Origin of the sequence: Bordetella genomosp. 5, from assembly GCF_002261315.1 — a bacterium.
Taxonomy (GTDB): domain Bacteria; phylum Pseudomonadota; class Gammaproteobacteria; order Burkholderiales; family Burkholderiaceae_B; genus Bordetella.
This window is the reverse complement of record NZ_NEVP01000007.1, coordinates 177,393-201,697: the sequence shown is the minus strand read 5'-3', so window position 1 is coordinate 201,697 and position 24,305 is coordinate 177,393. Positions and strand designations below refer to the sequence as shown.

Sequence of the window (24,305 nt, the reverse complement as noted above, 5' to 3'; positions counted from 1 at the left end):
GTGAGGGTACAGGCGCGGTCGCGGCTGACCCCAGCTGGCCCGCTGTCCGGGCCTCATGCCTGACCAGGAGTCTCTCAGATGACCACTCAATCGCGCATTGCTGCTTTCCTGTCCACCTCGGCCCTGTGCCTGGGCCTCGCCGCCGCGCCGTCCGCTTTCGCGGCGCCCGCCGACGCGACCCCGGGCGCCACGGCCCACACCAAGACGCACGCTTCCAAGCATCACGCCAAAAAGACCGGCACGCACGCGCATGCCAAGGCCAAGACCAGCGCTGCCTCGGTCAAGTAGTGTCGCCGCGCCGCGCCGCGCTCACGGCGCGGTGCGCGGCCAAAGACAAGGCCCCGCCCGGCGTCAGTGCGTCGGGCGGGGCCTCCGTGTTTCAGGTGAGACGACTAGCGGGGAATGACGGCGTCGATGCCCTGGGTGCGCACGCGATACACGATGCGCCAGTACCAGACGTGCAGCAGGATGGCCGACAAGCCCAGGCCCACCATGGCCATCATCCACATCGTGCCGGCGCCTTGCGGCGAGCCCGGCATGATCAGATTGCGCAGGCCTTCGACCGTGCCATGCGCGGCGCTTTCCAGGCCCGGGCCGAAGCCCAGCCACCAGCCGCCCACGAGCCCCACGCCGGCCAATGCCACCGTCTGCAGGATCAGCGGCACGACCGCCACCTTGTACGCGCGCAACAGGTACGAGTTGATGCATTGCATCGAGTCGCACAGATGGAAGAACGGAATCACGGCCAGCAGCGATGCGGCGACGGCGGCCACCTGTACGTCGTCGGTGTAGGCGGCCAGGATGGCCGGACGTCCGACCAGCAGGATCACCGACGTCAGCAGCGCGCCCAGCAATCCCAGCACCAGTCCGGCCAGGCCGCATCGATGTGCGTGTTCGAGGCGACCGGCGCCGATCGACTGTGCCGTCATCGCGGCCGTCGCCACGCCGAGCGCCATCGGCATCATGTAGCAGAGCGCGGCCAGGTTCGACATGATCTGATGTCCGCCTGACACATACGTGCCTTCGCGCGCCACCAGCAAGGCCATGAAGGTGAAGGCGGACACTTCGACGAGATACGAGCCGCCCATCGGCAGGCCCAGGCGCAGCAGCTCGCGCAACGCCTTCCAGTCGGGGCGCTCCACGCGCAGGCTGAACTGGCGGAAGTAGCCGTTGCGCGCCACGAACCACAAGCCCACGGCGAGGCTGATCCACGACACCAGCGCGGTCGCGAGCCCGGCGCCCGTGGCGCCGAGCGCCGGCAGGCCGAACTTGCCGTAGATCAGAACCCAGTTGAAGAAGGCCTTCAAACCGATTGCGCCCAGGTTGATGCTCATCACCACCTTGGGCCGCGAGACGGCGGTGCCCAGGCAGTAGATCGTGCGGAACACCAGCGCCGCCGGCAGCGCCAGAATCAGCGCGCGCAGATACCAGGTGATGCGCGACCGCACCTCGGGGTCGACATCGCCCGAGAACGCCAGCCACATGTCGGGAAACAGCATGAGCACCGCGCCGGCCAGCGAGAGCCCGAGCGCCAGCCAGACACCCTGGCCCCAGGTGCGCCCGACCTCGCTCAGCCGTCCCGCGCCGAACTGCTGCGCGAGAATCGGGATGAGCGCATGGATCACGCCCATCAGCCCGACGAACACGGTGATATAGACGGACGCCGACAGCGACATCGCCGCCAGATCCTGCGGGCTGGCATGCCCGGTCATGGCGGTGTCGAGCACGCCGAAAGCGATGCCGGCCCACTGGCTCACCAGCACGGGCCAGGCCTGACGGACGATGCCCAGCATCGTCGCGCCGAGGCCGACGGGAGGCGCAACGGTGGTGTTCATCGCGGGGCGTTGACGCGCAGGAGGCGGAAGATCTCGTGACGATCGGCGCGGCGGCCGCCGCGCCACAGCTCGGTGGCCCCTTCGCTATACGCGGCGGTGCCATCGCGCAGACTGCTTTGGGTGGTCTGTTGCAGCACCAGCGTGCAGCGCGAGTCGTACGAGAACGTCAGGTTGTCGAAGATCAGGAACGAGGCGCGCTGGCCGCTGCCCAGGCTGAGGCCGCGTGCGCACTCGCCCGGCTTCAGGTTGGCACGCAAGGCCTGTGCGAGTTCGCCCGATACCGTGCGGTACGAGCGCGCGTAGTCGACCGCCGGCTGCCACAGCAGGACCAGCAGGATCCACGTGGCGGTCAGGCCGCCGGCTGACAGCACGGTGCCGCGCCACAGCGCGAGCGGCTTCACGCGCAGACGCCAGACCACCAGCGTGACCCAGGCGCCGGTCACGACCAGGGCCAGCAGGAAGGCAATCCACGAAATCTGCGGTTCATACCCCGTGGTCTGACGCGCGATGTTGCGTGCGATCTGCGTGGGCCAGCCGAAGTGCAGGGCCACCCAGCCCAGCCACGCCGTCGCGACCGTGAGCGAGAAGCACATCACGGCGAACCAATCGAGCGCATTGACCACCCCGCGGCGCAGCGTGGGCAGCGAGAACGCGGCCAGGGCGGCGCAGGGCACGACGAGCAGAATGTATTCGGCGTCGTTGGGCTCTTCGAGCATCAGCAGCATGATGGCAGCCGGCACCAGCAACATCAGCGGCAGCCAGATGTGCGGGGCGAACAGCCAGGCGCGCCAGCGCCAGATCGCGAGCAGCGCCAGCGGCCACGTCGGCCACAGGTACCAGGGCAGATCGCGCAGTGCGCGGCCGGTGGTGCCGATCTGGGGCCAGTCGAACGAGGTGAGGTTCCAGATCTTCCAGTTGCGGATCCAGTAGTCGTTGCCATGACCGGTGGAGGCGGGCAGCCACCAGGCCAGGATCAGCACCAGCGCGACCAGGGCGGCCCAGGGCAGCCAGCGCTTGTGTTGCCAGAGCGCGCTGCGCGGGTAAAACGCCAGCACGGCGGCGACCATGATCGGCGCGGCGCCGATCCAGCCGCGGGTCAGAAAGGCGGTCGCCACGGCCACGCCCAGCGTCGTCGCGCCCAGGAAAGGGCGGTCGAGCGTGCGCGCCATCGCATAGAACGCGAGGGCCTGCGAGGCCAGAATGGCCGGCACGACCGAGGTCTCGTGCACGCGCTGCAAAATGCCCACGGTGGCCAGCAACAGCAGCAGAGCAGCGTCGGCCAGCATGCGGCCATAGTCGCGCACCGAGGGCTCGCCGCCGAACGGCAGCGCCAGCGGCTGGGCTTCGTTGCGTCGGCCCAGCAGGTAGGTGCCGTACCAGACCGAAAACACGCTGATGCCGAACCAAAGCAGATTGGGCAGGCGGCCCGCGGCGATGTCACCGAGCAGTGGCCCGAAGAGCCACATCGAAATGGCGCCCACCCAGGTGATGAACGGGCCTTCTTCCGCGTGCGCCAGATGACCCACCTGCGGCAGCAGCCAGGTGATGCCGCCCTCGCGCAGCGCCGTCACCATCGTCGCCAGTCCCACGGCGTCGTCGGTCTTCCAGGGGTCGCGCATGAACAGGCCCGCCACGATATAGGCGAGCGACAGGCCGATCAGGACCAGCCGAGGCAGCTTGGCGGTGGCCAGCGCGGTCAGTCTGGCGGGAGTGGAGCGCGTAAGTGGGGACACTGACGTAATGTAACCGACCGACGTGGAATCGGCAGCCCTAATTGCGGAGCGGCGCGAGGCGGGCCGATCCGGTGTGGGAAATCGAGGGGAAAAAAAAGCAGCCCGAGGGCTGCTTTTTCGTGCGCCTCCCGGAGGAGTGCCGCAGCGGCTCGTGAATTACGAAGCCGACTTGACGGTGCCAGCCGTGCGGGCGAAGCGGGCGCGGAACTTCTCGACGCGGCCGGTTTCGACGATACGGGTTTGGGCGCCGGTGTAGAACGGGTGCGATTCGGACGTCACGTCGCACTTGAAGAGCGGGTACGTCTTGCCATCGATGTCGATGGTTTCGCGGGTGTTGATGGTCGAGCGCGTGACGAACTTGTTGCCGGTCTGCACGTCGAGGAACACCACTTCGCGGTATTCGGGGTGAATGCCTTCTTTCATGTCGAATCCTAGGGTTGGGCGGGTCGCCAGCCAGACGCAAAACCCTCGCGCCGGACCACGTATCCAAAAAGTAACCCTTAATTCTAGCACGCAGGGCCGTTTCGTGGCGGATTTGATGCGGGCAGGGCGCCCACGGCCGGGGAAGGGGCCGTGGGCGGTCCGGTCGGGCCCGGGCGTCAGAGCTCCGTGCGCAGGCGCCAGATCTCGGGGAACAGCACGACATCGAGCATCTTGCGCAGATAGTCGACCCCCGAGGTTCCGCCGGTGCCGCGCTTGAAGCCGATCACGCGCTCCACGGTGGTGACGTGGCGGAAACGCCACAGGCGGAACGCGTCCTCGAGATCGGTCAGCTTCTCGCCCAGCTGATACAGGTCCCAGTAGCGCTCGGTGTCGCGGTACACCGTGAGCCAGGCTTCCTCCACGCCGTCGTCCGCGGCATAGGGCTGGGTCCAGTCGCGTTCCAGGTGGGACGCCGGCACCGGCACGCCGTGACGGGCCAAGAGGCGCAGCGACTCGTCGTAGAGCGACGGCGCCTCGTAGGCGGCCTGAACCTGCGCCAGCAGGTCCGCGCGATGGGCGTGCGGGCGCAGCATGGCCGCGTTCTTGTTGCCCAACAGAAACTCGATCTGGCGGTATTGATAGCTCTGAAAGCCGCTCGACTTCGCCAGGTACGGGCGCAGGGCCGAGTACTCGGGCGGGGTCATGGTGGCCAGTACGTCCCAGGCATGGACCAGCTGCTCCATGATCTTGCTGACCCGCGCCAGCATCTTGAAGGCGGGGGGCAGGCGATCCTGGCTGATGCTGGCGATCGCGGCGCGCAGCTCGTGCAGCATCAGCTTCATCCAGAGCTCGCTGGTCTGGTGCTGCACGATGAAGAGCATTTCGTTGTGCTCGGGCGAGAGCGGATGCTGCGCGCCCAGAATGCGATCGAGGTCGAGATAATCGCCGTACGTCATGTCGCGCGAAAAATCGAGTTGCGCGCGTTCGGTATGGACGATGTCTTCGGGCTTGGCGTGCATGGGGCAGCCGCCCGTGGGCGGCGCGCTGCGGGGTTTGTCGGTCATGGCAGATCTCGATGCCGCCACGGGTGTGGCGGCGGGCATGCAAGGGTCAGCCCAGCGAGCGCAATACCGCACGCACCGGGCTGGCGTCGGCCTGGATCAGCTTCAGCGGCAGGGCGATCAATTCGTAATCGCCCGCCGGCACCTCATCGAGCAGCAGATTCTCCAGCACGCGGATGTCGTGCCGCAGGATGGTGTGATGGCTGTCCAGGGTCTTGCTGGACGCGGGGTCGATGCTCGGCGTATCGATGCCGATCAGCGTCACGCCGCGTGCATGCAGCCATTCGATGGTCTGGGGCGCGTAGGCGGAAAAATCGTCGGTCCACCAGTCGAGCGCGGCATGCTTGGCCGTACGCACCAGCACGCGCGGAGGCAGGGAGTGCGCCCAGGGCTCGAGATCTTCGGGCAGGATCAGCGGTCCGCAGTCGATCGCATGAATGACGCGGCACACGCCCAGAAAGGGCTCGAGCGACACCGCGCCGATGGCGGCGGCGTCATTTTGATAGTGCAGGGGGGCATCCGCATGGGCGCCGATATGGGGCGACATGCGGACCTCGCTGACATTGACCGGACAGTCCGGCGTCAGCGTCCATTTCCATTGCTGGCTGTACGGCGTGTCTCCCGGAAAAACCGGGGAGCTGGCCGAGACCGGCGGCGAAATGTCCCACAAACGTTTCATGGTTAAAGTAATTCCTGCGTCGGCGCCTAGTCTAACGAAAATCGGCCGCCCCGACGAGAGAAACGCGCGCGCGTGCGCCGTCAGAGTTCGCCCAGTTCGGCCATCGAGATGGCCTGGTCGCGCGCCACGATCAGGTGGTCGACCAGCCGCACGTCGACCAGCGCGAGCGCCTGTTTCAGGTGGCGCGTGATGGCCACGTCGGCCGCGCTGGGCCGGGTGGCGCCCGACGGGTGGTTGTGGGCCAGCACCATCGCCGCGGCGTGGCGCCGCAGCGCCTCGCGCACCACCTCGCGCGGATACAGGGACGCTTGATTCAGCGTGCCGCGCGCCAGTTCGGTGGCCTCGATCAGATGCAGCCGCTGGTCCAGAAACAGGGCCAGGCAGAGCTCGATCTCGAGGTGGCCCAGCGCCGCGACACAATATTGGCGCACGGCTTCCGGGTGTGACATCAGGTTGCGCGAGCGCAACGGCTCGACATGGGCGCGCCGCGCCATCTCCAGCACCGCCGCCAGGCTGCTGGCCTTGGCCATGCCCAATCCGTGGGTCTGGCACAGCTCGTGCAGCGGCGCGGACAGCACGCCCCGCAGCCCGCCATAGCGCAGGATCAATTCGCGGGCCAGATCGATCGCGTGGGTGCCGCGCGCGCCGGTGCGCAGGATCACGGCCAGGAGCTCCGAATCCTGCAGTGCGTGGGCGCCGTGGGAGGTCAGACGCTCGCGCGGGCGTTCGGTTTCGGGGATGCGGTCGGGCAGGTTCATCGTCTAGGCTCTAAAATCAGGTTCATCGATGTTCAAATAGAGTGCCAAAGCCCTGGCGCCGCCTCACGCAAAATGACTGTTTCCATCCGTCCGGACTCCTACCTCACCCTGCACTACCGCATCGTCCTGGCCTCCGGCCCGGCGGAGGGTTCGGTTTTCACCGACACCTTCGACGGCCGTCCCGCCACCCTGCAGATGGGCGGCGGCCAGTGGGCGCCGGGCATGGAGGCGCCGCTCACCGGCCGCCTGGAAGGCGAGCGCTTCAGCTATACGCTCGAGCCGGCCGACGCCTACGGAGATCGCAACCCCGATCTGATCCAGAAGGTCACGCGCAAGATGCTCGCCGAACACGCGGGTGCCGACGCCACCTTCGCGCCCGGCGATCTGGTCGAGTTCACGGCCCCCAACGGCGGGCGGTATTCCGGCGTGCTCAAAGAAATGAACGACGACTGGGCGATGTTCGACTTCAACCACCCGCTGGCCGGCACCCGTCTGCGGGTCGACGTCGCCATTCTGGGAGTTCTGTAATGCCCGTCTCCGTCACCGCCCCCGAGGCGGAAGTCCTGCTCGCGCAGCCGCGCGGCTTCTGTGCCGGTGTGGATCGCGCGATCGAAATCGTCGAGCGCGCCCTCGAGCTGCACGGCGCGCCGATCTATGTGCGCCACGAGATCGTGCATAACCGCTACGTGGTCGAAGACCTGCGCGGCAAGGGCGCGATCTTCATCGACGAGCTCGAGCAGGCGCCTGCGGGCGCGATCGTCGTGTTTTCGGCGCATGGTGTGTCCAAGGCCGTGCGCGCCGAGGCCGACGAGCGCGGGCTGCGCGTGTTCGACGCGACCTGCCCGCTCGTGACCAAGGTGCACGTCGAGGTGGCTCGCATGCGCGCCGCCGGCCGCGAAATCATCATGATCGGCCACAAGGGGCACCCCGAGGTCGAAGGCACGCTGGGCCAGGCGCAGGGCGGCATGTATCTCGTCGAGACCGCCGAAGATGTCGCGGCCCTCGAGGTCGTCAACCCCGACAACCTCGCCTACGTCACCCAGACCACGCTCTCGGTGGACGACGCGGCCACGGTTTCGGCGGCGCTCAAGGCGCGTTTCCCGACCATCGTCGAGCCCAAGAAGAGCGACATCTGTTACGCCACCCAGAACCGCCAGGATGCGGTCAAGGTCCTGGCGCCGGAGTGCGATCTCGTGCTCGTGGTGGGCAGCCCCAACAGCTCGAATTCCAACCGGCTGCGTGAAGTCGCCGAGCGCATCGGCGTCGATGCGTATCTGGTCGATGGCGCCGCCGCGATCGATCCCGCCTGGCTCGAAGGCCGCCAGCGCATCGGCATCACGGCCGGCGCATCGGCGCCCGAAGTGCTGGTGCAGCAGGTGATCACGCGGGTGCGCGAGCTGGGTGCCGTGTCGGTGCGCACCATGCCCGGCCTCGAAGAAAACGTGGCGTTTCCGCTGCCTCGCGGGCTCTCGCGCAAGAGCGCGCAGATCGAGACGCTGGAGTAATCGGCTTGTCCGTCCGGTCCGCGCGGCCGGGCGGGGGCTGCGATGCCGGCACGTCGGGATCGCGCCCATCGCATGCTGGCCTGCCGGCGCACCTCAACACCCGTGCCGTCCGGTGCCCTCATACATAACAATCAGGAGACCTCTTCATGCAGTTGTACGGATACTTCCGCAGTTCGGCAGCCTACCGCGTGCGCATCGCGCTCAATCTGAAGGGGCTCTCCTATGAATACGTGCCGGTCCATCTGCTGAAGGACGGCGGGCAGCAACTGAGCGATACCTACCGCGCGCTCAATCCGGCGGCGCTGGTGCCCACGCTGGTCGACGACGGCGCGGCGCTGGGTCAATCGCTCGCCATCATCGAGTATCTCGACGAGACCCGCCCCGAAGTGCCGCTCCTGCCCGCCGACGCGCTGGGTCGTGCGCGGGTGCGCGGGCTGGCCCAGGCGGTCGCGTGCGATACCCATCCGCTGAACAACCTGCGCGTGCTGAAGTACCTCAAGCACACGCTGCAAGTGTCCGACGACGCCAAGAACGAGTGGTACCGCCATTGGGTCGATGTGGGTCTGGGCGCGCTCGAAGCGATGCTGGCGCAGTCCGATGACACCGGACGCTTCTGCCACGGCGACACGCCCACCGTCGCCGACCTTTGCCTCGTGCCCCAGGTGTACAACGCGCGCCGGTTCGGCTGCGATATGAGCGCGTTCCCGACGATCGAACGCATCGATGCGGCCTGCGGCGAGTTGCAGGCCTTCGTCGACGCACAGCCTCAGAATCAGCCCGACGCAGAATGAATGCGTCGGTGGCGGACCGTCTGTTCCGCCGCTGCCGCAGACCGGTTCACAGCGCCGCCCATGGGGCGGCGTTGTTTTGAAATGCGCATTCGCACAGCGTGCCTCAAAAACAAAAGGCCACCGTAATGGTGGCCTCGCGGTTTCGCCCAATAGCAAAGGGCCACCCAGATGGGTGGCCCTTTCCTTACAACTGGTGCCGGCAAGAGGAGTCGAACCCCCGACCTTCGCATTACGAATGCGCTGCTCTACCAACTGAGCTATGCCGGCTTTTAACCTGTGCTTTGTTTTGTTTTCCGAATCCGCTTTTGCTACATGCCTTGCATTTCTGCTTGGCGTTTTTGCCTAGCATCTCTGCAGGTAAGTGCAGATCAGGAAAGACCGAAATCATATCAGAAGTTTTCAGGCATTGTGAAGCCTGCGGCGCAAAAAAATTCTCTAACCCCCTCGCTTGCACAGTTTGAAAAATTCCTTCATAATCTCGTTTCTTAGCAGTTCCCCGATAGCTCAGTCGGTAGAGCGACGGACTGTTAATCCGCAGGTCGCTGGTTCGAGCCCAGCTCGGGGAGCCAAAGTATTCGAGGGCCATTCACGCAAGTGAATGGCCCTTTTGGCTTTCTGCGCGAGATTTTCTGTGCGGGCCGGCGCGCTCAGGCTGAGGTCGGCGGGAGCGGTGCGCGATTGAGAAACAGCGTGACCAGCACCGAGGTGTCGGTCATGGCGCGCAGGCTGTGCGGCACGCCGGCCGCCAGAAACAGCAGCGTGCCCGCTTCCATGGGCTGCGTCACGCCATACGCCGTGACTTCGACCACGCCTTCGAGGCACTGCAAGGTGATGGCGCTCGCCGCGATTTCGTGCGCAGGCAATGTCTCGCCCGCCATCAAGCTCAGCCGCAGCACTTCGATCTGGTCCGAACGCACCAGTGCCTTCGATGGCGTGTCACGCAGCGCGGGCCCGAGTGGACGGATGTCGATAAGCTCGCCGGGGCGGGCGTGGTGCAGGGACATGTGCGGCTCCTGAGAGATCGGGAAGGCGAGTCTGGGCGTTGTGTGAGCGTAACATCGCGCTCGCCCATGCTGCGCAGCACATAGTCGGGCCTCCCTCTCTGTACTAACATGCCTCGAAACAACAGCGGTAGCGCGCCTCGGGGGCGCGCGCGTGGTGAGTCGGGATCAGGCGGATGAGCGGTGGTGGGGCAATACAGGATCGGCGGATCGGGCTGACCGTTCTGACGGGTTTTCTGGGCAGCGGCAAGACCACGCTGCTCAATCGTCTGGTGCGCGACCCGGCCTATGCCGACGCCGCGGTCATCGTCAACGAGCTCGGCGATATCGGTATCGATCACCAGCTGGTGCGCGTGGCCGACGACCGCATCGTGCTCCTCGAAGGCGGCTGCATCTGCTGCACGGTCAGCGGCGGCCTCGTCGACACACTGCGTTCGCTGTTCATGCTCGCCCTTCAGCGGCGCATCAAACCCTTCAGGCGCGTTCTCATCGAGACCACCGGACTCGCGAGTCCGGCGCCTATCCTGTTCACGTTGCGCACGGATCCATTTCTGGCGGAGCGCTACGTCTACCGTGGCGCGATCGCGGTCGCCGACGTGCAGCATCTGCACAATCATCTGCGCACGCAACCAGAGGCGACGCAGCAATTGGCCCTGGCCGACGTCGTGGCCTTCAGCAAGGCCGATCTGGTCAATCCCGCACGCATCGAAAGCGCCCGGGCTGAGGTCATGCGCATCAATCCGGGGGTGCCCTGCACCGTGCTGCGGGCGGACGCGCCACTCGACAGCATGCTGGGAGAGGCCGCGCTCGCGCGGCAGCGCGCGTCGCCCGAAGGTCTCGACGGCTGGTTGTCGGCCTACTCGAAGCCGCTCGGCGCGCCGGGCCGGCCCGGCGGTCACGCCCAGGTCGAGCATTTCTCGATGACCTTGGTCGCGCCGATCAGCCGTGGCCAGTTTCTGGCGGGCATGCATGACATCCAGGCCCGCTACGATCAGGGCCTGCTGCGCATCAAGGGCATGATCTGCTTCTCCGGCGACGCGTTGCCCTGCGCCGTGCACGGCGTGCACCGCCAGCTCTATCCGCTCGAGGCCTTGCCGCAGTGGCCGGGAGATGGTCGCGACTCGCGGCTCGTGTTCATTCTGCGCGGCTTGCGGGGCGACGCGGTCCAGGAGCAGGTGCGTCGCGCATTGCACCAGCCGCCACTCGCCTGAACGCCCTGTGCGTGCGACCGCGGCGCGTGTCGTCGCGCCGGGTTGCCGGCCTGTTTTTTTCGTCAGGCGCTGCCAGTGAGCGTCGGGGTCTCCGCATCGATCGGCCGGGCGGAAGATCGCCCTCGGAGGGCCTGCATCCGATCAAAATACGGTATAAACAAAGGCAATCTGATGCGTCAAACGAGACAATCATGGATCGCCTGAAAGCCATGCAGGTCTTTGTCGAGGTGGCGGACCGGGGCAGCCTGTCTGCGGCCGCCGCGCACCTGGATATGTCGCGCGCCATGGTGTCGCGCTACCTGGCCGAACTCGAAGAATGGGTCGGCGTACGTCTCCTGCACCGCACGACGCGGCGCCTGAGCCTGACGCCGGCGGGCGCGGAAACCTTGCCTCGTTGCCGCCGCATGCTCGATCTCGTCGGCGACATGCGCGACGCCGTTGCCACGCCCGAGGCGTCTCCGCGAGGGTTGTTGCGCGTGACGGCGCCGATGTCGTTCGGCACAAGCCAGCTTGTCGGGGTGGTGAGCGAGTTCGTCGGGCGCTATCCCGGCGCCGCCGTCGACCTGATGCTCGTCGACAGGGCGGTGAATCTGGTCGAAGAGCGTGTGGATCTGGCGGTCCGCATCACCAACGATGTAGATCCCAATCTGATCGCGCGTCACCTCGCCGACTGCCGCTCGCTGGTCTGCGCCGCGCCGGCATACCTGGAGCGCGCGGGGCTGCCCGCGCGGGCGGAGGATCTCTCGCTGCACAACTGTCTCACGCATTCCTACTACGGCCGCAGTCTGTGGCGGTTCGTGCGCGATGGCGAAACCGTCGATGTGCCGGTGAGCGGCAATATCACCGCCAACGAGGCCGTCGTATTGATGCGCGCGGCACTGGGCGGCGCCGGCATTGCGCTGCTGCCCACCTATCTGGCGGCGCCCGAGGTGGCAGCGGGCAGACTGCGCGCCATTCTGCCGGAGTGCGAACCCCAGGTGCTCGGCATTCATGGCGTGTACGCCTCGCGGCGCCAGATGCCGCTCATTCTCCGCGCGATGCTGGATTTTCTGGTCGAGCGACTCGGGTCTGCGCCCTGGGATCAGGAGATCAAGGCCTGACATGCGGGCCGCGCGGATCATCCTTATGGGGGTGTTGCCCCTTCTGCCTTGGGGGCTATAATTGTTTCACGCTGCGGTTCCGCGCCTGCGCCCTTATCGGGGCGGGGCGGCTCTCCTGGCAGCAACCATAATCGTCCAAGAATCGTCGTCGGCAGTTGGCCTGATCGGGCCAGCGATGTCCGGCACACCTGGCTCTCCGTCGTCGCACGGCGCTGGGTGAGCTGATCGGCCACCATGGCGCGCCGGTCCTGCGATTCAGCGTCATCCTGGCGGTCTGGGTTCACCACGAGAAGTCGTCGTGGCCGCAGGCGGCCGATGTACCGTCGGGCGGGGCATGTGGCCGGTTTGTCCGGTGTTGTCCCGCCGTATTGTTGTCCGGTCTCTTTGCGGCGTCGGTCCCGCCTCGGCGGTGGCACGGGCGCTTGCCTGGACTGACCGCCGCGCTGTCGCGGCGATCGATGCCGTGCAATACCTTGCCCTGCGCATTTTTTTGCTCTGTACGCCGTGTTTGCGCGCGGCCAGCGCGCAGTTCGCGCGCAAGCATCCGCGAATGCTGCGTGGCCCATCCAGCGTGCGGATCGGGCCGCGGCGTTTAACCCTAAGCAATTGAAAACAGACACATCGTGTTCTTCGGGCTCATGACCACACCCGCCAGCCACCGCCATCCGGCCGAGGCCGCGCGCTGGTGCGTCTGCGTCTGGATGTGCTTCAGCGTTTTTGCGTGCATCCATGCGGCCGTTCGCGGCTGCGTACGCGCTGCGCGGGCCTGTTGCGCGGAGATGCCGCGCTGGTGGGGCCTGGTGCGCGCTGTCGCAGGCCTTGCGCGCGCAGCCGTCGCGGCAGGGCTACGGGCGGGAGATTCCAAGGGTGTTGGCGCGGACCTGGCGGCTGCGCGTGCGGCCGCGGCTCGCGCCATGGCCGTTGCCGAGGCCGCCTCGGCTTCGCACGGTCACGTTGCGCCCGCTTCGTCAGGCTGCGCTGTTCAGGCGCATGGCCGCGCTGGGGCTCACGCTGGGGCTCATCTCGCGGCTGGTGTTCATGCTGCGGCCGGTGCTCATGCTGCGGCTGGTGCTCATGCTGCGGCTGGTGCTCATGCTGCGGCTGGTGCTCATGCTGCGCCGGCGGCAGAAATGAAAAAAGCCCGGTTCGAAAACCGGGCTTCAATCAATAACTGGTTGCGGGGGCAGGATTTGAACCTACGACCTTCGGGTTATGAGCCCGACGAGCTGCCAGACTGCTCCACCCCGCGTCTGAGAAGAAAGATATTACTCTGAATTCCAACCTGGTGCAAGTTTGCCGTTTTTTTGATGAGTACCAATGAACGATAGCGAAGCCACTCTCGTGCTGGAAACCGCGCTCTTGTGCGCGAGCCAGCCGATGCCGATCGCCGAGATGCGCAAGCTCTTTGGCGAGAGCCCCGACTTCGACAACAACACGCTGCGCGCCTGCCTCGAATCCCTGCAAACGCAGTGGGACGGCCGCGGGCTGGAGCTCGTGCAATTGGCATCGGGCTGGCGTTTTCAGAGCCGCCCGGCCATGCAGCGCTATCTTGAGCGTCTCAATCCGGAGCGCCCGCCCAAGTACTCGCGCGCCGTTCTCGAGACGCTCGCCATCGTTGCCTGGCGTCAACCCGTGACGCGCGGCGACATCGAAGACATCCGGGGCGTGACCGTGTCGTCGCAGATCGTGAAGGCGCTCGAGGATCGCGGCTGGATCGAAGTGATCGGCCACCGCGACGCGCCGGGTCGCCCGGCACTGTTCGGCACGACGCGCCAATTCCTTGACGATCTGGGCATGCGCGCGCTCGATGAGCTGCCGCCGCTCGAGTCGGCGCAGGCCGCCGCCGCGCTGGCCGGCCTCGATCTGGGCGGGGCCGAAATTCAGCCGGAAGAGATCGCGATCGCACAAGGCTTGGCGCCGGAAGAGACCGATCCCGCCGCGCAGGCCGTGGGCGATGCCTTGGGTGATGCGCCGGAGCAGGGCGCGCTGCTCGATGGTGAGCCGGGCGCCGATCGCGCGCAGGACGCCGACGCCGCTGAGAGCGGCGCCGAGGCGGGCTCGCAGGCCGACGTCGCCCCTGGCGAATCAGCCCCCGACGGCGAGGCCCGGACGTCGGTGGCGCAAGATCTGCCGCCTGCCGAGGAGCCTGGCGACAGCGTGGTCGAAGACGTTGCGGTCGCAACCGCGTCGCACACGCCCGAAGCTTTACCTGACGCACAGGACGCAGATGGCGTAGAATCGATGGTTTCGCGCGTCGCCTCCGATTCGGATCCGGCGCTCGACGGCGAGGGTGCCGACGGTGCCGACGGTCAGGGTGTTGACCTGCAGGGTGTCGAACTTCAGGGCGCCGCGCCGGTTTCCGATGCCGGGCAAGAGCAAGGCCAAAAGCCGAGTCTCCCGGAGGAGCCCGAGCAGGAGCCCCGGCAAAACCCGGAGCAACGCCCCGAGCCGGAGCCCCAGCAAACCCCCGAGCAAAGTTCGGAGCAAAGTTCGGAGCAAACCCCCGAGCAAGGTTCGGAGCAAACCCCCGAGCAGAGTTCGGATCAACCCCCCGAACAAGACCCCGATTCGCAAGATCAGGATCCGGCCGGGGTGGCGAGCGGGGCAGGGCGTGTCGCCGATGCGGCAGGGTTTGCCGCTGGCGATCCCGCAGGGCTTTCGGGCCGCGCCCGGATCGATGCTGTTCCCCCCGCGGCGCTTCCTTCCGAAGCTTCGCATGATGTCCAGGCGAGCGCCCCGCGCGCGCCTCTGGGCGTACCGTTGGCCGATGTGGTGCCCGAGGTGCCACAGCTCGACTCGGATCGTATCGATCCGCCGTCCGTGCCCGGCGAAACCACGCCCCCAGCGCCCGCGCCGGAATTCCAGCCGGGCCTGCAAGAACCCGAGATCGCGCCCCCCGCGCCCGAGGCTTTGCCCGGCGTGTCTGGCGCATCGAATCCGTCCAATGATGATGACGATGAGCTTGCCGACGGCAAGCCTTCCCAAGTTTGAAATCCGGAGCTGTCCCAGTGACAACCAATATCACGATGCAGGATGACAATACCCCGGGCCCGGGCAACGACGCCGCCGACGCTGGCGCAGAGCAGCCCGGCGCGAGCGCCGAGGGCGATGCGGGCAGCCGTGGCCGTGGCCGCAAGCTGCGCACGCCGTTCCGTCGCCGCCGGGGTGATGCCGAGCAGGCGCCGGGCGCGGAAGCCGCCGCGGGCGATGGCGAGTCCTCCGAGGCTGCCCCCGCGGTAGAGGGCGCCGCGCCTGCCGAGCGTCCTGCGCGCGCGCCCCGTGGCGAACGCGCCCCGAAGGGCGAGCGAGCGCCTCGTGGTGAGCGTGCGCCCAAGGGTGAGCGTGCGCCCAAGGGTGAGCGCGCGCCGAAGGGTGAACGTGCCGCCAAGGGTGAGCGCGCGCCGAAGGCCGAACGTGCCGCCAAGGGTGAGAAGAGCGAGCGTGCCCCTCGCGGCGAGCGCGCCCCGGGTGAGCGCGCCCCTCGCGGCGAGCGCGCCCCTCGCGGCGAGCGTCCGCCCGGGGCACGCCCGCCCCGCGGTGAGCGCGCGCCTCGCGGCGAGGGCGGCGATCAGTTCCCGGCCTACGCCGCGGATCCGGCCGCCGAGCGCGATGCCGACCAGGCTCTGTCTTATCTCGACAACGCCGAGCGCATCGAACAGCGTCTGGGCAAGTACCTCAACAGCGAAGCGGTCATGCCCAAGCTGCACAAGGTGCTGGCCGACGCCGGTATCGGGTCGCGGCGCGAAATGGAAGAGTTGATCGTGGCGGGCCGCGTGTCCGTCAATGGCGAGCCGGCCCACATCGGGCAGCGTGTCGCGGCCAACGATCAGGTGCGCGTCAATGGCAAGCCCGTGATGCGTCCGAATGCCAAGAAGCCGCCGCGCGTGATCCTGTATCACAAGCCGGCCGGCGAGATCGTCAGCCATGACGACCCGGGCGGCCGTGCCAGCGTGTTCGCGCGCCTGCCCAAGCTGCGCACCGGCAAATGGCTGTCGGTGGGCCGTCTGGACCTGAACACCGAAGGTCTGCTGATCTTCACGACCTCCGGTGACATGGCCAACCGCATCATGCATCCCCGTTACGGCACCGAGCGCGAGTACGCCGTGCGCGTGCTGGGTGAGATGGACGAGGCTCAGCGCAAGTCCCTCACCGAAGGCATCGAGCTCGATGACGGCACGGCGGCGTTCGGTTCGTTCGAATACATCGGTGGCGACGGCAGCAATCGCTGGTATCGCGTCACGCTGCAGGAAGGCCGCAACCGCGAAGTCCGTCGCATGTTCGAGGCGGTGGGTGTCACGGTGAGCCGCCTGATCCGCACGCGCTTCGGCGACATCGTGCTGCCGCGCAGCCTGCGCCGCGGTCGTTGGGAAGAGCTCGACGGCAAGCTGGTGAGCGCGCTGATGGTCCAGCTCGGTCTGTTGCGCGATGACGACGACGATTCCGAGGGCGGGCGCCGCAAGTCGCGCCAGCCGCAGTCGCATGACAGCGCGCTGCCGCCGGGGTTCGGCACCATGGATCGCAATGGCATGAACGGTGCGCGTATCGGCCGTCGCGGCAAGTTGCAGGGCGGTCGCGCCGGTAGCGCGGGCCAGGCCGCGGCGTGTCCGTCGGATCCCTTTGGCACGGGTCTCATGATCACCGGCGGCTACGCCAACGGTCATCCGCTCGGTGGCGATGCCAATGGCAATCGCTCGGGCCGCGGTGGTAAGGGTGGCGCGGGCGGCAAGGCGGGCGGTGCTCGCGCCGAAGGCGGCAAGGGTCGCGGTGGCGCGCGCAAGGCGGCGCCGGGTGGCCGCGGCCAGCCGCGTGGCCCGGGTGTCGAGGGCGCTGACAAGCCCGCCGACGGGCGTGGCAAGAAGCCGCGCGGCGCGGGCCCCGGTCAGGGCCAAGGCCAGGGCCAGGGTCAGGGTCGCAATCAGAAGGCGCAGGGTGCGGGTGGTAAGCCGCCGCGCGCCGCCAAATCGGCGAATGGCGGCAACAAGCCGGCAGCCTCCGGCAAGCCCCGCGGCCGCGGTGGTAATGGTGGTGGCGCCGGTCGTGGCGACGATTGGCAACCCAAGGGCGCTTCGGCGCACGAGTCCCGCCTGGGATTCATGGGTGGCCGGGGCCGCGGCGACCGCTGATCGATGCGGGTCCGTCGTGCCGCGGCGCGTCCGCGGCGCGACGCCCGAGCTGCCAGAGATATGTCCCGATTACGCGTAAACCCGCGACGAATCAGGCAATTTCTTTCAATTTCTGGTAGAATCATTCGTTTTCGTGGCGCGCGTATCTTTTGCCTCGGCCGGTTTTTGGCGGGTGGCGATGGAGAACCGCGCCAGCGTTGCTGGTTTTTGCGTTCTGCCCCTCGGGTGTAGGTTGATGCAGGTGGCAGTACATGGCAGCTGCAGAAACTGCAGCAGCTGAGCAAAAACCGCGCAGAGACTGCGCTGCATGTGGCCAGTACGGACGAAGCACCCGCAGGTTTGCCTGCCACGGCGCTTTCGTGATCGCGCTGCAGGCCGTGTGCCGCGGTTGCCGGTATCGTGCGATGCGCGATCCGCGGGCTCGTTGAGCTGGCTGCGCAAGGCAGGCGCAACGAAAAAACAGACGTTATAGCGGCGGACGCCGTGCAGGGCCTGGCGGTATCGGGCTCCTTTCTGTCCGCCACTGCCGTGGTCACGAGCCTGCGAGCTCGCGGTAGCTGGTACCGGTATTTCCACGGCGCAGGTCGCAACATTGGGTCTGTCTGGAGAGGGTTGTCGGGGCGATGTCCGTTTTTAAGACGGGCGTTCTGGTGGCATCTCGGGCAGGCAATAGGGTGGGCTGGGCGTACAGCCCATTTTTTTTGAGCGTATGGCTGATTTATTCACACTGACCGAAGAAGCGCTGGCTGGCATGGACATCGAACTCGTCGATGTCGAACGTGCCGCCATGGGACTGCTGCGCGTGACGATCGACCGTGAAGGCGGTGCGCGCATCGAAGACTGCGAGCAGGTCTCGCGCCAGCTCTCGCGTGTGTATGAAGTCGAAAACATCGACTACAAGCGTCTCGAAGTCGGCTCGCCCGGCGTCGATCGGCCCTTGCGCACCGAAAAAGAATTCCGCCGTTTCGTGGGCGAGCGCGTAGAGATCAAGCTGCGCGACGCCATCGACGGACGCAAAGTATTCACCGGCATCCTGAGTCTGGCCGAGCCGGCGCCTTCCGCTGAAGGCGCGGCGCAGGACACGGCGATGTTCGGTCTCGAATTTGAGGCAAAGAAGAACGATATCCAGGTGTTGAGCTTCACGCTCGCTGACATCGAGCGCGCCAAGCTGGATCCCGTTCTGGATTTCAAGGGCAAAAAGCGATGAGTCGCGAAATTCTTCTGTTGGTCGATGCACTGGCGCGTGAGAAAAACGTCACGCGCGATGTCGTGTTCGGGGCGCTGGAAGGCGCGCTGGCTTCGGCCATGAAAAAGCGTTTCAAGGAAGATGCGGATATCCGCGTCTCGATCGATCGCGAGACGGGTAGCCACGAAGGCTTCCGCCGTTGGCTCGTGGTGCCTGACGAGGCCGGTCTGCAAGAGCCCGACAAGCAGGAAATGCTGTCGGACGCCAAGGAGATCGTGCCCGAAATCCAGGAAGGCGAGTACATCGAAGAGCCGCTCGAGCCGGTCGAATTCGGCCGTATCGGCGCGCAGGCCGCCAAGCAGGCGATTCTGCAGAAGATCCGTGACGCCGAGCGCGAGCAGGTGCTCAACGACTTCCTCGACCGTGGCGAGACCATCATCTCGGGCACGATCAAGCGCATGGACAAGGGTGATTCCATCATCGAAACCGGCAAGATCGAAGCCCGTCTGCCGCGCTCGGAAATGATCCCCAAGGAAAACCTCCGCATCGGTGATCGCGTGCGCGCCTTCGTGCTGCGTGTCGACCATGCCGCTCGCGGCCAGCAGGTCATCCTGTCGCGCACGTCGCCCGAATTCATCCGCCAGCTCTTCGAAAACGAAGTGCCCGAGATCGAGCAGGGTCTGCTCGAGATCAAAGCCGCGGCCCGTGATCCTGGCGTGCGCGCCAAGATCGCCGTGATCGCCTACGACAAGCGTATCGACCCGATCGGTACCTGCGTCGGCATGCGCGGCTCGCGTGTCACCGCCGTGCGTAACGAGCTCGGCGGCGAACAAGTCGACATCGTGCTGTGGTCCGAAGATCCGGCCCAGTTCGTGATCGGCGCCCTCGCGCCTGCCAACGTCGAATCCATCGTGGTCGACGAAGACAAGCACGCCATGGACGTCGTGGTCGACGAAGAAAATCTGCCCAAGGCGATCGGCGCCAAGGGCCAGAACGTGCGTCTGGCCTCCGAGCTGACCGGCTGGCAGATCAACATCATGACGCCGGAAGAAAGCCTGAACCGCCAGGAAACCGAGCGTACCTCGCTGCGCGCCACCTTCATGCAGAAGCTGGACGTGGACGAAGAGGTCGCCGACATCCTGATCGATGAAGGTTTCACCGGTATCGAAGAAATCGCCTACGTGCCCATGCAGGAACTGCTGGAAATCGAGGCATTCGACGAAGACACCATCAACGAGCTGCGTGCCCGTGCCCGCAACGCGCTGCTGACCGAGGCGATCGCCCAGGAAGAGCGGCTCGAAACGGCACAGGACCTCCTCGAACTCGAAGGCGTGACGCCCGAGCTGGCTGCCAAGCTGGCCGAGCGTCAAGTGCACACGCGTGATGATCTGGCGGAGCTCTCCACCGATGAGCTGGCCGAGATCGCCGGCCTGGACGAAAGCCAGGCAAGCGACCTGATCATGCGTGCACGCGCTCACTGGTTCGACGAGGAATGATCCGCCCCGCCTATCAGGCCGGCGATCCGCCGCGAGTTGAAGTTTGTAAATAGCTGCATATAGGGAAGAGAGCCTAATGTCGAGTAATACTGTCGCCCAGTTCGCCACCGAGCTGAAAATGCCTGCCAACACGCTGCTGGAGCAGCTGCGTGCGGCTGGTGTTGACCTCAAATCGGTCGACGATGCCGTGACCGACAGCGACAAGGCGAAATTGCTCGACTCGCTGCGCCGCGCGCATGGCGGTTCCGAAGGCAAGAAGATCACGCTCACGCGTCGTCAGACTTCGGAAATCCGCCAGGCCGATGCCACCGGTCGCTCGCGCACGATCCAGGTCGAAGTGCGCAAGAAGCGCGTCTTCGTCAAGCGTGATCCGGCCGAGCTCGCCGCCGAACAGACCGCCGAGCAGGCCGAAGCCGCCGATGTCGCGGCTCAGGACGCCGCCGCCGCGCCCGCTGCGCAGACGCCGGCCGCCGAGGCGCCCGTCCAGGACGCCCCGGCCGACGTGAAGGCCGCCCCGGTCGCAGAAGCCGCCGCCGAGGCGCCTGCCGCCGCGGCCGAGCCGGCGCCCGAAGTGCAAGAAGCGCCCAAGGCCGAGCCGGCCGCCGAGGCGCCCGCCACCGAAACCGCGCCCGAGGCTGCGCCTGCGACGACCCCCGTGGCCGAAGCGCCCGCCGCGCCGGTCGTGCCCGCCGAAGCCACCCCGGCTCCGGCTTCCGCCCAACCCGCGGCCCAGGCTGAGCCTGAGTCCGAGTCCGAACCTCAACCCGAGGCTTCCAGCAAGCAGTCTTCGGCGCAGCCCGCCGAGCCCGAAGCCAAGAATGAACCTGCCGTCGAGCAACCGGCTGAAGCTGCTCGATCTGAACCTGTTGTGCAAGCTCAAACCGATCTGAACTCCAAAGCGCAGGCCGCCGCGCCCGCCAAGCCCCAATCCGACGCCGGCAAGCCTGCCGCCGCTCGTGCCGACGCACCCAAGTCCGCCGCGCGTCCCGACGCTCGCCGTGCCGCGCCCCCCGTGGCCGCCTCCGCCGGCGGTGCCGGCCGCGAGGACGCCCGTCGCGCCGCCGAAGCCGAAGCCGCCGCGCTGCGCGAAATGCTGAATCGTCCGCGCAAGGTGTTGCGCGCACCGGAACCCGAGCCCGCCGCGGGCGCGATCACCGGTACGCTGCACAAGCCTGCCGGCAAGCCCGCTGCCGCCCCCAAGAAGGACGGCGCCAAGCCGGCCGCTCCGGGCGCCAAGAAGGTCATCAAGACGGCCGAAGTGTCGTCCACCTGGTCCGACGACGCGTCGCGCAAGAAGCCCGCCGACAAGGCGCCCGCCGCGCCGTCGCGCGACGGCTGGCGCGCGGGTGGCAAGGGTGGCGGTGGCAAGGGCCGCAACAACCGCCATCAGCAGAACGACCGCCGCAACGAGCCGGCAGCCCAGGAATTCATCGCACGCGAAATCCACGTGCCCGAGACCATCAGCGTGGCCGACCTGGCGCACAAGATGTCCGTCAAGGCCGCCGAGGTGATCAAGCACCTGATGAAGCTGGGCCAGATGGTCACCATCAACCAGGTGCTCGACCAGGAAACCGCGATGATCGTGGTGGAAGAGCTCGGTCACGTGGCCATCGCCGCCAAGCTCGACGATCCGGAAGCCTTCCTCGACCTGGCGCCCGTGGCGTCGGATGCCGAAGAGCAACCGCGTGCCCCCGTCGTTACCGTCATGGGTCACGTCGACCACGGCAAGACCTCGCTGCTCGACTACATCCGTCGCGCCAAGGTCGCCGCGGGCGAAGCCGGCGGCATTACGCAGCACATCGGTGCGTACCACGTCGAAACCGGCCGTGGTGTGGTGACCTTCCTCGACACCCCGGGTCACGAGGCCTTCACGGCCATGCGTGCTCGCGGTGCCAAGGCTACCGACATCGTCATTCTGGTGGTCGCCGCCGACGACGGCGTGATGCCCCAGACGCGTGAAGCCATTCACCATGCCAAGGCCGCCGGCGTGCCGCTGGTCGTGGCCGTCAACAAGATCGACAAGCCCGATGCCAACCCCGAGCGCGTGAAGCAAGAGTTGGTCGCCGAAGAAGTCGTGCCCGAAGAATACGGTGGCGACGTGCCGTTCGTGTCCGTGTCCGCCAAGACCGGCGCCGGCATCGACGACCTCCTCGAAAACGTGCTGCTGCAAGCCGAAATTCTCGAGCTCAAGGCACCGATCGAGGCACCCGCCAAGGGTCTGGTCATCGAAGCCCGTCTCGACAAGGGTCGCGGCCCGGTGGCCACGATTCTGGTGCAGAGCGGCACGCTCAAGCGCGGCGACGTCGTGCTGGCCGGCGCAAGCTTCGGCCGCGTGCGCGCCATGCTCGACGAAAACGGCAAGCAGATCCAGGCCGCCGGTCCGTCGATTCCCTGCGAAATTCAGGGTCTCACCGACGTGCCCGCCGCTGGCGACGAACTGATCGTGCTGTCCGACGAACGCAAGGCCCGCGAAATCGCGCTGTTCCGTCAAGGCAAGTTCCGCGACGTCAAGCTGGCTCGCCAGCAGGCCGCGAAGCTCGAATCCATGTTCGACAACATGGGCGAAGGCACCCAGACGCTGCCCCTCATCGTCAAGACCGACGTGCAGGGTTCGCAGGAAGCACTGGTGGCCTCGCTCACCAAGCTGTCGACCGACGAAGTGCGCGTCCAGGTGGTGCATGCCGCCGTGGGTGGTATCTCCGAAAGCGACGTCAACCTTGCGATCGCCTCCAATGCCGTCGTGATCGGCTTCAACGTGCGCGCCGAACAAAGCGCCAAGAAGCTGGCCGAAAACAACGGCATCGACCTGCGCTACTACAACATCATCTACGACGCCGTGGATGAGGTTAAGGCAGCCATGTCGGGCATGCTGGCGCCCGAAAAGCGCGAAGAGATCATCGGCCTGGTCGAAGTGCGCGAGGTCTACACGATTTCGCGTATCGGTACCGTCGCCGGTTGTATGGTTCTCGACGGCTACGTGCGTCGCGATTCGCAGGTCCGCCTGCTGCGCAACAACGTGGTCCAGTGGACCGGCCAGCTCGATTCGCTGCGCCGCTTCAAGGACGACGTCAAGGAAGTCAAGTCGGGCTTCGATTGCGGTCTGACCCTGCGCGGCAACAACGATCTCCAGATGGGCGACCAGCTGGAAGTCTTTGAAATCAAGGAAATTGCGCGTACGCTGTAAGGCATACGTGCGATTCAAGTCGTTTTCTACATGAGCCGTCACAAGTCCAAAGCCATCCCCGGCCGCAATCTGCGGCTGGCCGACCAGATCCAGAAGGATCTGGCCGGGATCATCCAGCGCGAGATCGATATGTCCCGCGCCGGACTGATCACGCTGTCGGGTGTGGAGCTTTCGGCCGACTACGCACACGCGAAGGTGTTCTTCACGGTCCTGGGCGCCGAGCCCGAGACCGCTGCCGCCTTGCTGAACGAGAAGGCCGGCTGGCTGCACTCGCAGCTCTACAAGCTGCTGCACATCCACACTGTTCCCACGCTGCGGTTCTTCCATGATCCGCAAATCACGCGCGGCATCGAAATGTCGATGCTGATCGACCGCGCCAATCGCGGGCCGCACTCTGGCGTGCCCGACGAGCCCGAAGACGAGTCCTGATCGGGCTGTCGTCTCTGTTTTTTTCGTTTTACTTCCGGATCTAGACGATGGCCAAACGACGCGGGCTCGCGCTCGACGGTGTGCTGCTGCTCGATAAACCCGTGGGTTTGTCGAGCAATCACGCTTTGCAGCGTGCGCGGCGCACCCTCGACGCCGCCAAGGCCGGTCACACCGGCACGCTGGACCCGTTCGCAACGGGTCTGCTGCTGTGCTGTATGGGCCGCGCCACCAAGATTTCGGGCGCGATGCTCGATGCCGACAAGGCGTACCGCGCCGTCATTCAGTTCGGTGAAGAAACCGACAGCGGCGACCTGACCGGCAACGTCGTGGCGCGCGCCGACGCCGGCTTCACGGGCGTGACGCGCGAGCAGGTGCTCGACGTGCTGTCACGTTTCCAGGGCAGCATCGAGCAGATTCCGCCCATGTATTCCGCGCTCAAGCGCGACGGCAAGCCGCTCTATGAGTATGCGCGCGCCGGTATCGAACTGGAGCGCCCGCCCCGGCGGGTGACCATCCACCGCATCGAGCTGCTGTCCTGTGATGGCATGCAGGCAGAGATCGATGTGGCATGCAGTAAAGGGACATACATCCGCACGCTGGCCCAGGACATCGGGCGCGCGCTGGGATGCTATGGCCACCTGGCGGCGCTGCGGCGTACTCAGGTCGGGCCGTTTTCGCTCGACCGCGCCGTGACGTTAGACGCCTTGCAGGCGATGCCCGATCCCAAGACGGCGCTGCTTGCCCTGAATGAATTGCCGGCGGGCTTGCTGCCCGTCACTCGAACTTAAAG

General features: G+C 66.5%; 20 protein-coding genes, 3 tRNA genes and 1 pseudogene. 15 read left to right on the top strand and 9 right to left on the bottom strand.

Annotated elements, in window-relative coordinates; all coding sequences use genetic code 11:
* Nucleotides 1-78: 78 nt before the first annotated feature.
* Nucleotides 79-288, top strand: a complete 210-nt coding sequence (locus CAL25_RS12905; RefSeq protein ID WP_094800574.1) for a hypothetical protein — start codon at nt 79-81, stop codon at nt 286-288.
* A 104-nt stretch (nt 289-392) separates the two neighbouring features.
* On the opposite strand, the gene CAL25_RS12900 is transcribed toward CAL25_RS12905, so the two are convergent.
* The 6 genes from CAL25_RS12900 to radC form a co-directional block, all read right to left on the bottom strand.
* Complete coding sequence (locus tag CAL25_RS12900; protein WP_094800572.1) at nt 393-1,835, bottom strand: MATE family efflux transporter; 1,443 nt, start codon at nt 1,833-1,835, stop codon at nt 393-395.
* On the bottom strand, nt 1,832-3,568 hold the full coding sequence (locus tag CAL25_RS12895; RefSeq protein ID WP_094800570.1) for an ArnT family glycosyltransferase: 1,737 nt from the start codon (nt 3,566-3,568) through the stop codon (nt 1,832-1,834). The genes CAL25_RS12900 and CAL25_RS12895 overlap by 4 nt, the downstream gene beginning before the upstream one ends.
* A gap of 156 nt (nt 3,569-3,724) precedes the next feature.
* A complete protein-coding gene (locus CAL25_RS12890) occupies nt 3,725-3,991 on the bottom strand; it encodes a type B 50S ribosomal protein L31 (RefSeq protein WP_094800568.1) in 267 nt (88 codons plus the stop codon).
* A gap of 176 nt (nt 3,992-4,167) precedes the next feature.
* Nucleotides 4,168-5,055, bottom strand: a complete 888-nt coding sequence (kynA, locus tag CAL25_RS12885) for a tryptophan 2,3-dioxygenase (RefSeq protein WP_170948486.1) — start codon at nt 5,053-5,055, stop codon at nt 4,168-4,170.
* Nucleotides 5,056-5,101: 46 nt separating this feature from the next.
* Nucleotides 5,102-5,731 (bottom strand): arylformamidase, encoded by a 630-nt coding sequence (kynB, locus tag CAL25_RS12880; protein ID WP_094800566.1) that lies wholly within the window; start codon nt 5,729-5,731, stop codon nt 5,102-5,104.
* Nucleotides 5,732-5,811: 80 nt separating this feature from the next.
* Nucleotides 5,812-6,489 carry a RadC family protein gene (gene radC / locus CAL25_RS12875; protein WP_094800564.1) on the bottom strand — a complete coding sequence of 226 codons (678 nt, stop codon included), beginning with the start codon at nt 6,487-6,489 and terminating at the stop codon, nt 5,812-5,814.
* A 72-nt stretch (nt 6,490-6,561) separates the two neighbouring features.
* Between radC and CAL25_RS12870 the strand changes: the two genes are divergently transcribed.
* From CAL25_RS12870 to maiA, 3 genes are all read left to right on the top strand, one after another.
* Nucleotides 6,562-7,017 carry an FKBP-type peptidyl-prolyl cis-trans isomerase gene (locus tag CAL25_RS12870; RefSeq protein ID WP_094800562.1) on the top strand — a complete coding sequence of 152 codons (456 nt, stop codon included), beginning with the start codon at nt 6,562-6,564 and terminating at the stop codon, nt 7,015-7,017.
* Nucleotides 7,017-7,994 (top strand): 4-hydroxy-3-methylbut-2-enyl diphosphate reductase, encoded by a 978-nt coding sequence (gene ispH, locus CAL25_RS12865; protein ID WP_094800560.1) that lies wholly within the window; start codon nt 7,017-7,019, stop codon nt 7,992-7,994. Before CAL25_RS12870 ends, ispH begins: the two co-directional genes overlap by 1 nt.
* Nucleotides 7,995-8,140: 146 nt before the next feature.
* Nucleotides 8,141-8,785, top strand: coding sequence for a maleylacetoacetate isomerase (maiA, locus tag CAL25_RS12860; RefSeq protein WP_094800558.1), 645 nt, complete (start codon nt 8,141-8,143; stop codon nt 8,783-8,785).
* 191 nt (nt 8,786-8,976) lie between these two features.
* Here maiA and CAL25_RS12855 read toward each other — a convergent pair.
* Nucleotides 8,977-9,052 (bottom strand) — tRNA-Thr (locus CAL25_RS12855).
* A gap of 226 nt (nt 9,053-9,278) precedes the next feature.
* Between CAL25_RS12855 and CAL25_RS12850 the strand changes: the two genes are divergently transcribed.
* Nucleotides 9,279-9,354: transfer RNA gene (locus tag CAL25_RS12850), tRNA-Asn, on the top strand.
* 78 nt (nt 9,355-9,432) lie between these two features.
* On the opposite strand, the gene CAL25_RS12845 is transcribed toward CAL25_RS12850, so the two are convergent.
* Nucleotides 9,433-9,789: a cupin domain-containing protein gene (locus CAL25_RS12845; RefSeq protein ID WP_094800556.1), complete on the bottom strand. Its 357-nt coding sequence runs from the start codon at nt 9,787-9,789 to the stop codon at nt 9,433-9,435.
* A gap of 173 nt (nt 9,790-9,962) precedes the next feature.
* Between CAL25_RS12845 and CAL25_RS12840 the strand changes: the two genes are divergently transcribed.
* The 3 genes from CAL25_RS12840 (at nt 9,963) to CAL25_RS24245 (ending at nt 13,231) form a co-directional block, all read left to right on the top strand.
* Entirely contained in the window at nt 9,963-10,997 is a 1,035-nt protein-coding gene (locus CAL25_RS12840; protein ID WP_094800554.1) for a CobW family GTP-binding protein, read from the top strand.
* Nucleotides 10,998-11,188: 191 nt separating this feature from the next.
* Nucleotides 11,189-12,097, top strand: coding sequence for a LysR family transcriptional regulator (locus CAL25_RS12835; RefSeq protein ID WP_094800552.1), 909 nt, complete (start codon nt 11,189-11,191; stop codon nt 12,095-12,097).
* A 990-nt stretch (nt 12,098-13,087) separates the two neighbouring features.
* Nucleotides 13,088-13,231 carry a hypothetical protein gene (locus CAL25_RS24245; protein WP_170948485.1) on the top strand — a complete coding sequence of 48 codons (144 nt, stop codon included), beginning with the start codon at nt 13,088-13,090 and terminating at the stop codon, nt 13,229-13,231.
* A gap of 38 nt (nt 13,232-13,269) precedes the next feature.
* Here the strand turns inward: CAL25_RS24245 and CAL25_RS12830 are convergent.
* Nucleotides 13,270-13,346 (bottom strand) — tRNA-Met (locus CAL25_RS12830).
* A 68-nt stretch (nt 13,347-13,414) separates the two neighbouring features.
* Here CAL25_RS12830 and scpB point away from each other — a divergent pair.
* The 7 genes and pseudogenes from scpB to truB form a co-directional block, all read left to right on the top strand.
* A pseudogene (gene scpB / locus CAL25_RS12825) lies at nt 13,415-14,075 on the top strand (SMC-Scp complex subunit ScpB); the annotation flags it as partial.
* A gap of 1,030 nt (nt 14,076-15,105) precedes the next feature.
* Nucleotides 15,106-17,220 (top strand): 23S rRNA pseudouridine(2605) synthase RluB, encoded by a 2,115-nt coding sequence (gene rluB / locus CAL25_RS12820; RefSeq protein WP_432759238.1) that lies wholly within the window; start codon nt 15,106-15,108, stop codon nt 17,218-17,220.
* Nucleotides 17,221-17,929: 709 nt separating this feature from the next.
* Nucleotides 17,930-18,427: a ribosome maturation factor RimP gene (gene rimP / locus CAL25_RS12815; RefSeq protein WP_094800550.1), complete on the top strand. Its 498-nt coding sequence runs from the start codon at nt 17,930-17,932 to the stop codon at nt 18,425-18,427.
* Nucleotides 18,424-19,902, top strand: coding sequence for a transcription termination factor NusA (gene nusA / locus CAL25_RS12810; protein WP_094800548.1), 1,479 nt, complete (start codon nt 18,424-18,426; stop codon nt 19,900-19,902). Before rimP ends, nusA begins: the two co-directional genes overlap by 4 nt.
* A 76-nt stretch (nt 19,903-19,978) precedes the next feature.
* Nucleotides 19,979-23,086: a translation initiation factor IF-2 gene (infB, locus tag CAL25_RS12805; protein ID WP_094800546.1), complete on the top strand. Its 3,108-nt coding sequence runs from the start codon at nt 19,979-19,981 to the stop codon at nt 23,084-23,086.
* A 30-nt stretch (nt 23,087-23,116) separates the two neighbouring features.
* Nucleotides 23,117-23,515 carry a 30S ribosome-binding factor RbfA gene (gene rbfA / locus CAL25_RS12800; protein ID WP_094800544.1) on the top strand — a complete coding sequence of 133 codons (399 nt, stop codon included), beginning with the start codon at nt 23,117-23,119 and terminating at the stop codon, nt 23,513-23,515.
* Between the two features lie 47 nt (nt 23,516-23,562).
* Nucleotides 23,563-24,303, top strand: a complete 741-nt coding sequence (gene truB / locus CAL25_RS12795; protein ID WP_094800542.1) for a tRNA pseudouridine(55) synthase TruB — start codon at nt 23,563-23,565, stop codon at nt 24,301-24,303.
* Nucleotides 24,304-24,305: the final 2 nt, after the last annotated feature.

Coding starts and splice junctions, on each gene's coding strand:
- CAL25_RS12905 (WP_094800574.1), top strand. CDS start 79: ATGACCACTCAATCGCGCATTGCTGCTTTCCTGTCCACCTCGGCCCTG.
- CAL25_RS12900 (WP_094800572.1), bottom strand. CDS start 1,835: ATGAACACCACCGTTGCGCCTCCCGTCGGCCTCGGCGCGACGATGCTG.
- CAL25_RS12890 (WP_094800568.1), bottom strand. CDS start 3,991: ATGAAAGAAGGCATTCACCCCGAATACCGCGAAGTGGTGTTCCTCGAC.
- kynA (WP_170948486.1), bottom strand. CDS start 5,055: ATGACCGACAAACCCCGCAGCGCGCCGCCCACGGGCGGCTGCCCCATG.
- kynB (WP_094800566.1), bottom strand. CDS start 5,731: ATGAAACGTTTGTGGGACATTTCGCCGCCGGTCTCGGCCAGCTCCCCG.
- radC (WP_094800564.1), bottom strand. CDS start 6,489: ATGAACCTGCCCGACCGCATCCCCGAAACCGAACGCCCGCGCGAGCGT.
- CAL25_RS12870 (WP_094800562.1), top strand. CDS start 6,562: ATGACTGTTTCCATCCGTCCGGACTCCTACCTCACCCTGCACTACCGC.
- ispH (WP_094800560.1), top strand. CDS start 7,017: ATGCCCGTCTCCGTCACCGCCCCCGAGGCGGAAGTCCTGCTCGCGCAG.
- maiA (WP_094800558.1), top strand. CDS start 8,141: ATGCAGTTGTACGGATACTTCCGCAGTTCGGCAGCCTACCGCGTGCGC.
- CAL25_RS12845 (WP_094800556.1), bottom strand. CDS start 9,789: ATGTCCCTGCACCACGCCCGCCCCGGCGAGCTTATCGACATCCGTCCA.
- CAL25_RS12840 (WP_094800554.1), top strand. CDS start 9,963: ATGAGCGGTGGTGGGGCAATACAGGATCGGCGGATCGGGCTGACCGTT.
- CAL25_RS12835 (WP_094800552.1), top strand. CDS start 11,189: ATGGATCGCCTGAAAGCCATGCAGGTCTTTGTCGAGGTGGCGGACCGG.
- CAL25_RS24245 (WP_170948485.1), top strand. CDS start 13,088: ATGGCCGCGCTGGGGCTCACGCTGGGGCTCATCTCGCGGCTGGTGTTC.
- rimP (WP_094800550.1), top strand. CDS start 17,930: ATGGCTGATTTATTCACACTGACCGAAGAAGCGCTGGCTGGCATGGAC.
- nusA (WP_094800548.1), top strand. CDS start 18,424: ATGAGTCGCGAAATTCTTCTGTTGGTCGATGCACTGGCGCGTGAGAAA.
- infB (WP_094800546.1), top strand. CDS start 19,979: ATGTCGAGTAATACTGTCGCCCAGTTCGCCACCGAGCTGAAAATGCCT.
- rbfA (WP_094800544.1), top strand. CDS start 23,117: ATGAGCCGTCACAAGTCCAAAGCCATCCCCGGCCGCAATCTGCGGCTG.
- truB (WP_094800542.1), top strand. CDS start 23,563: ATGGCCAAACGACGCGGGCTCGCGCTCGACGGTGTGCTGCTGCTCGAT.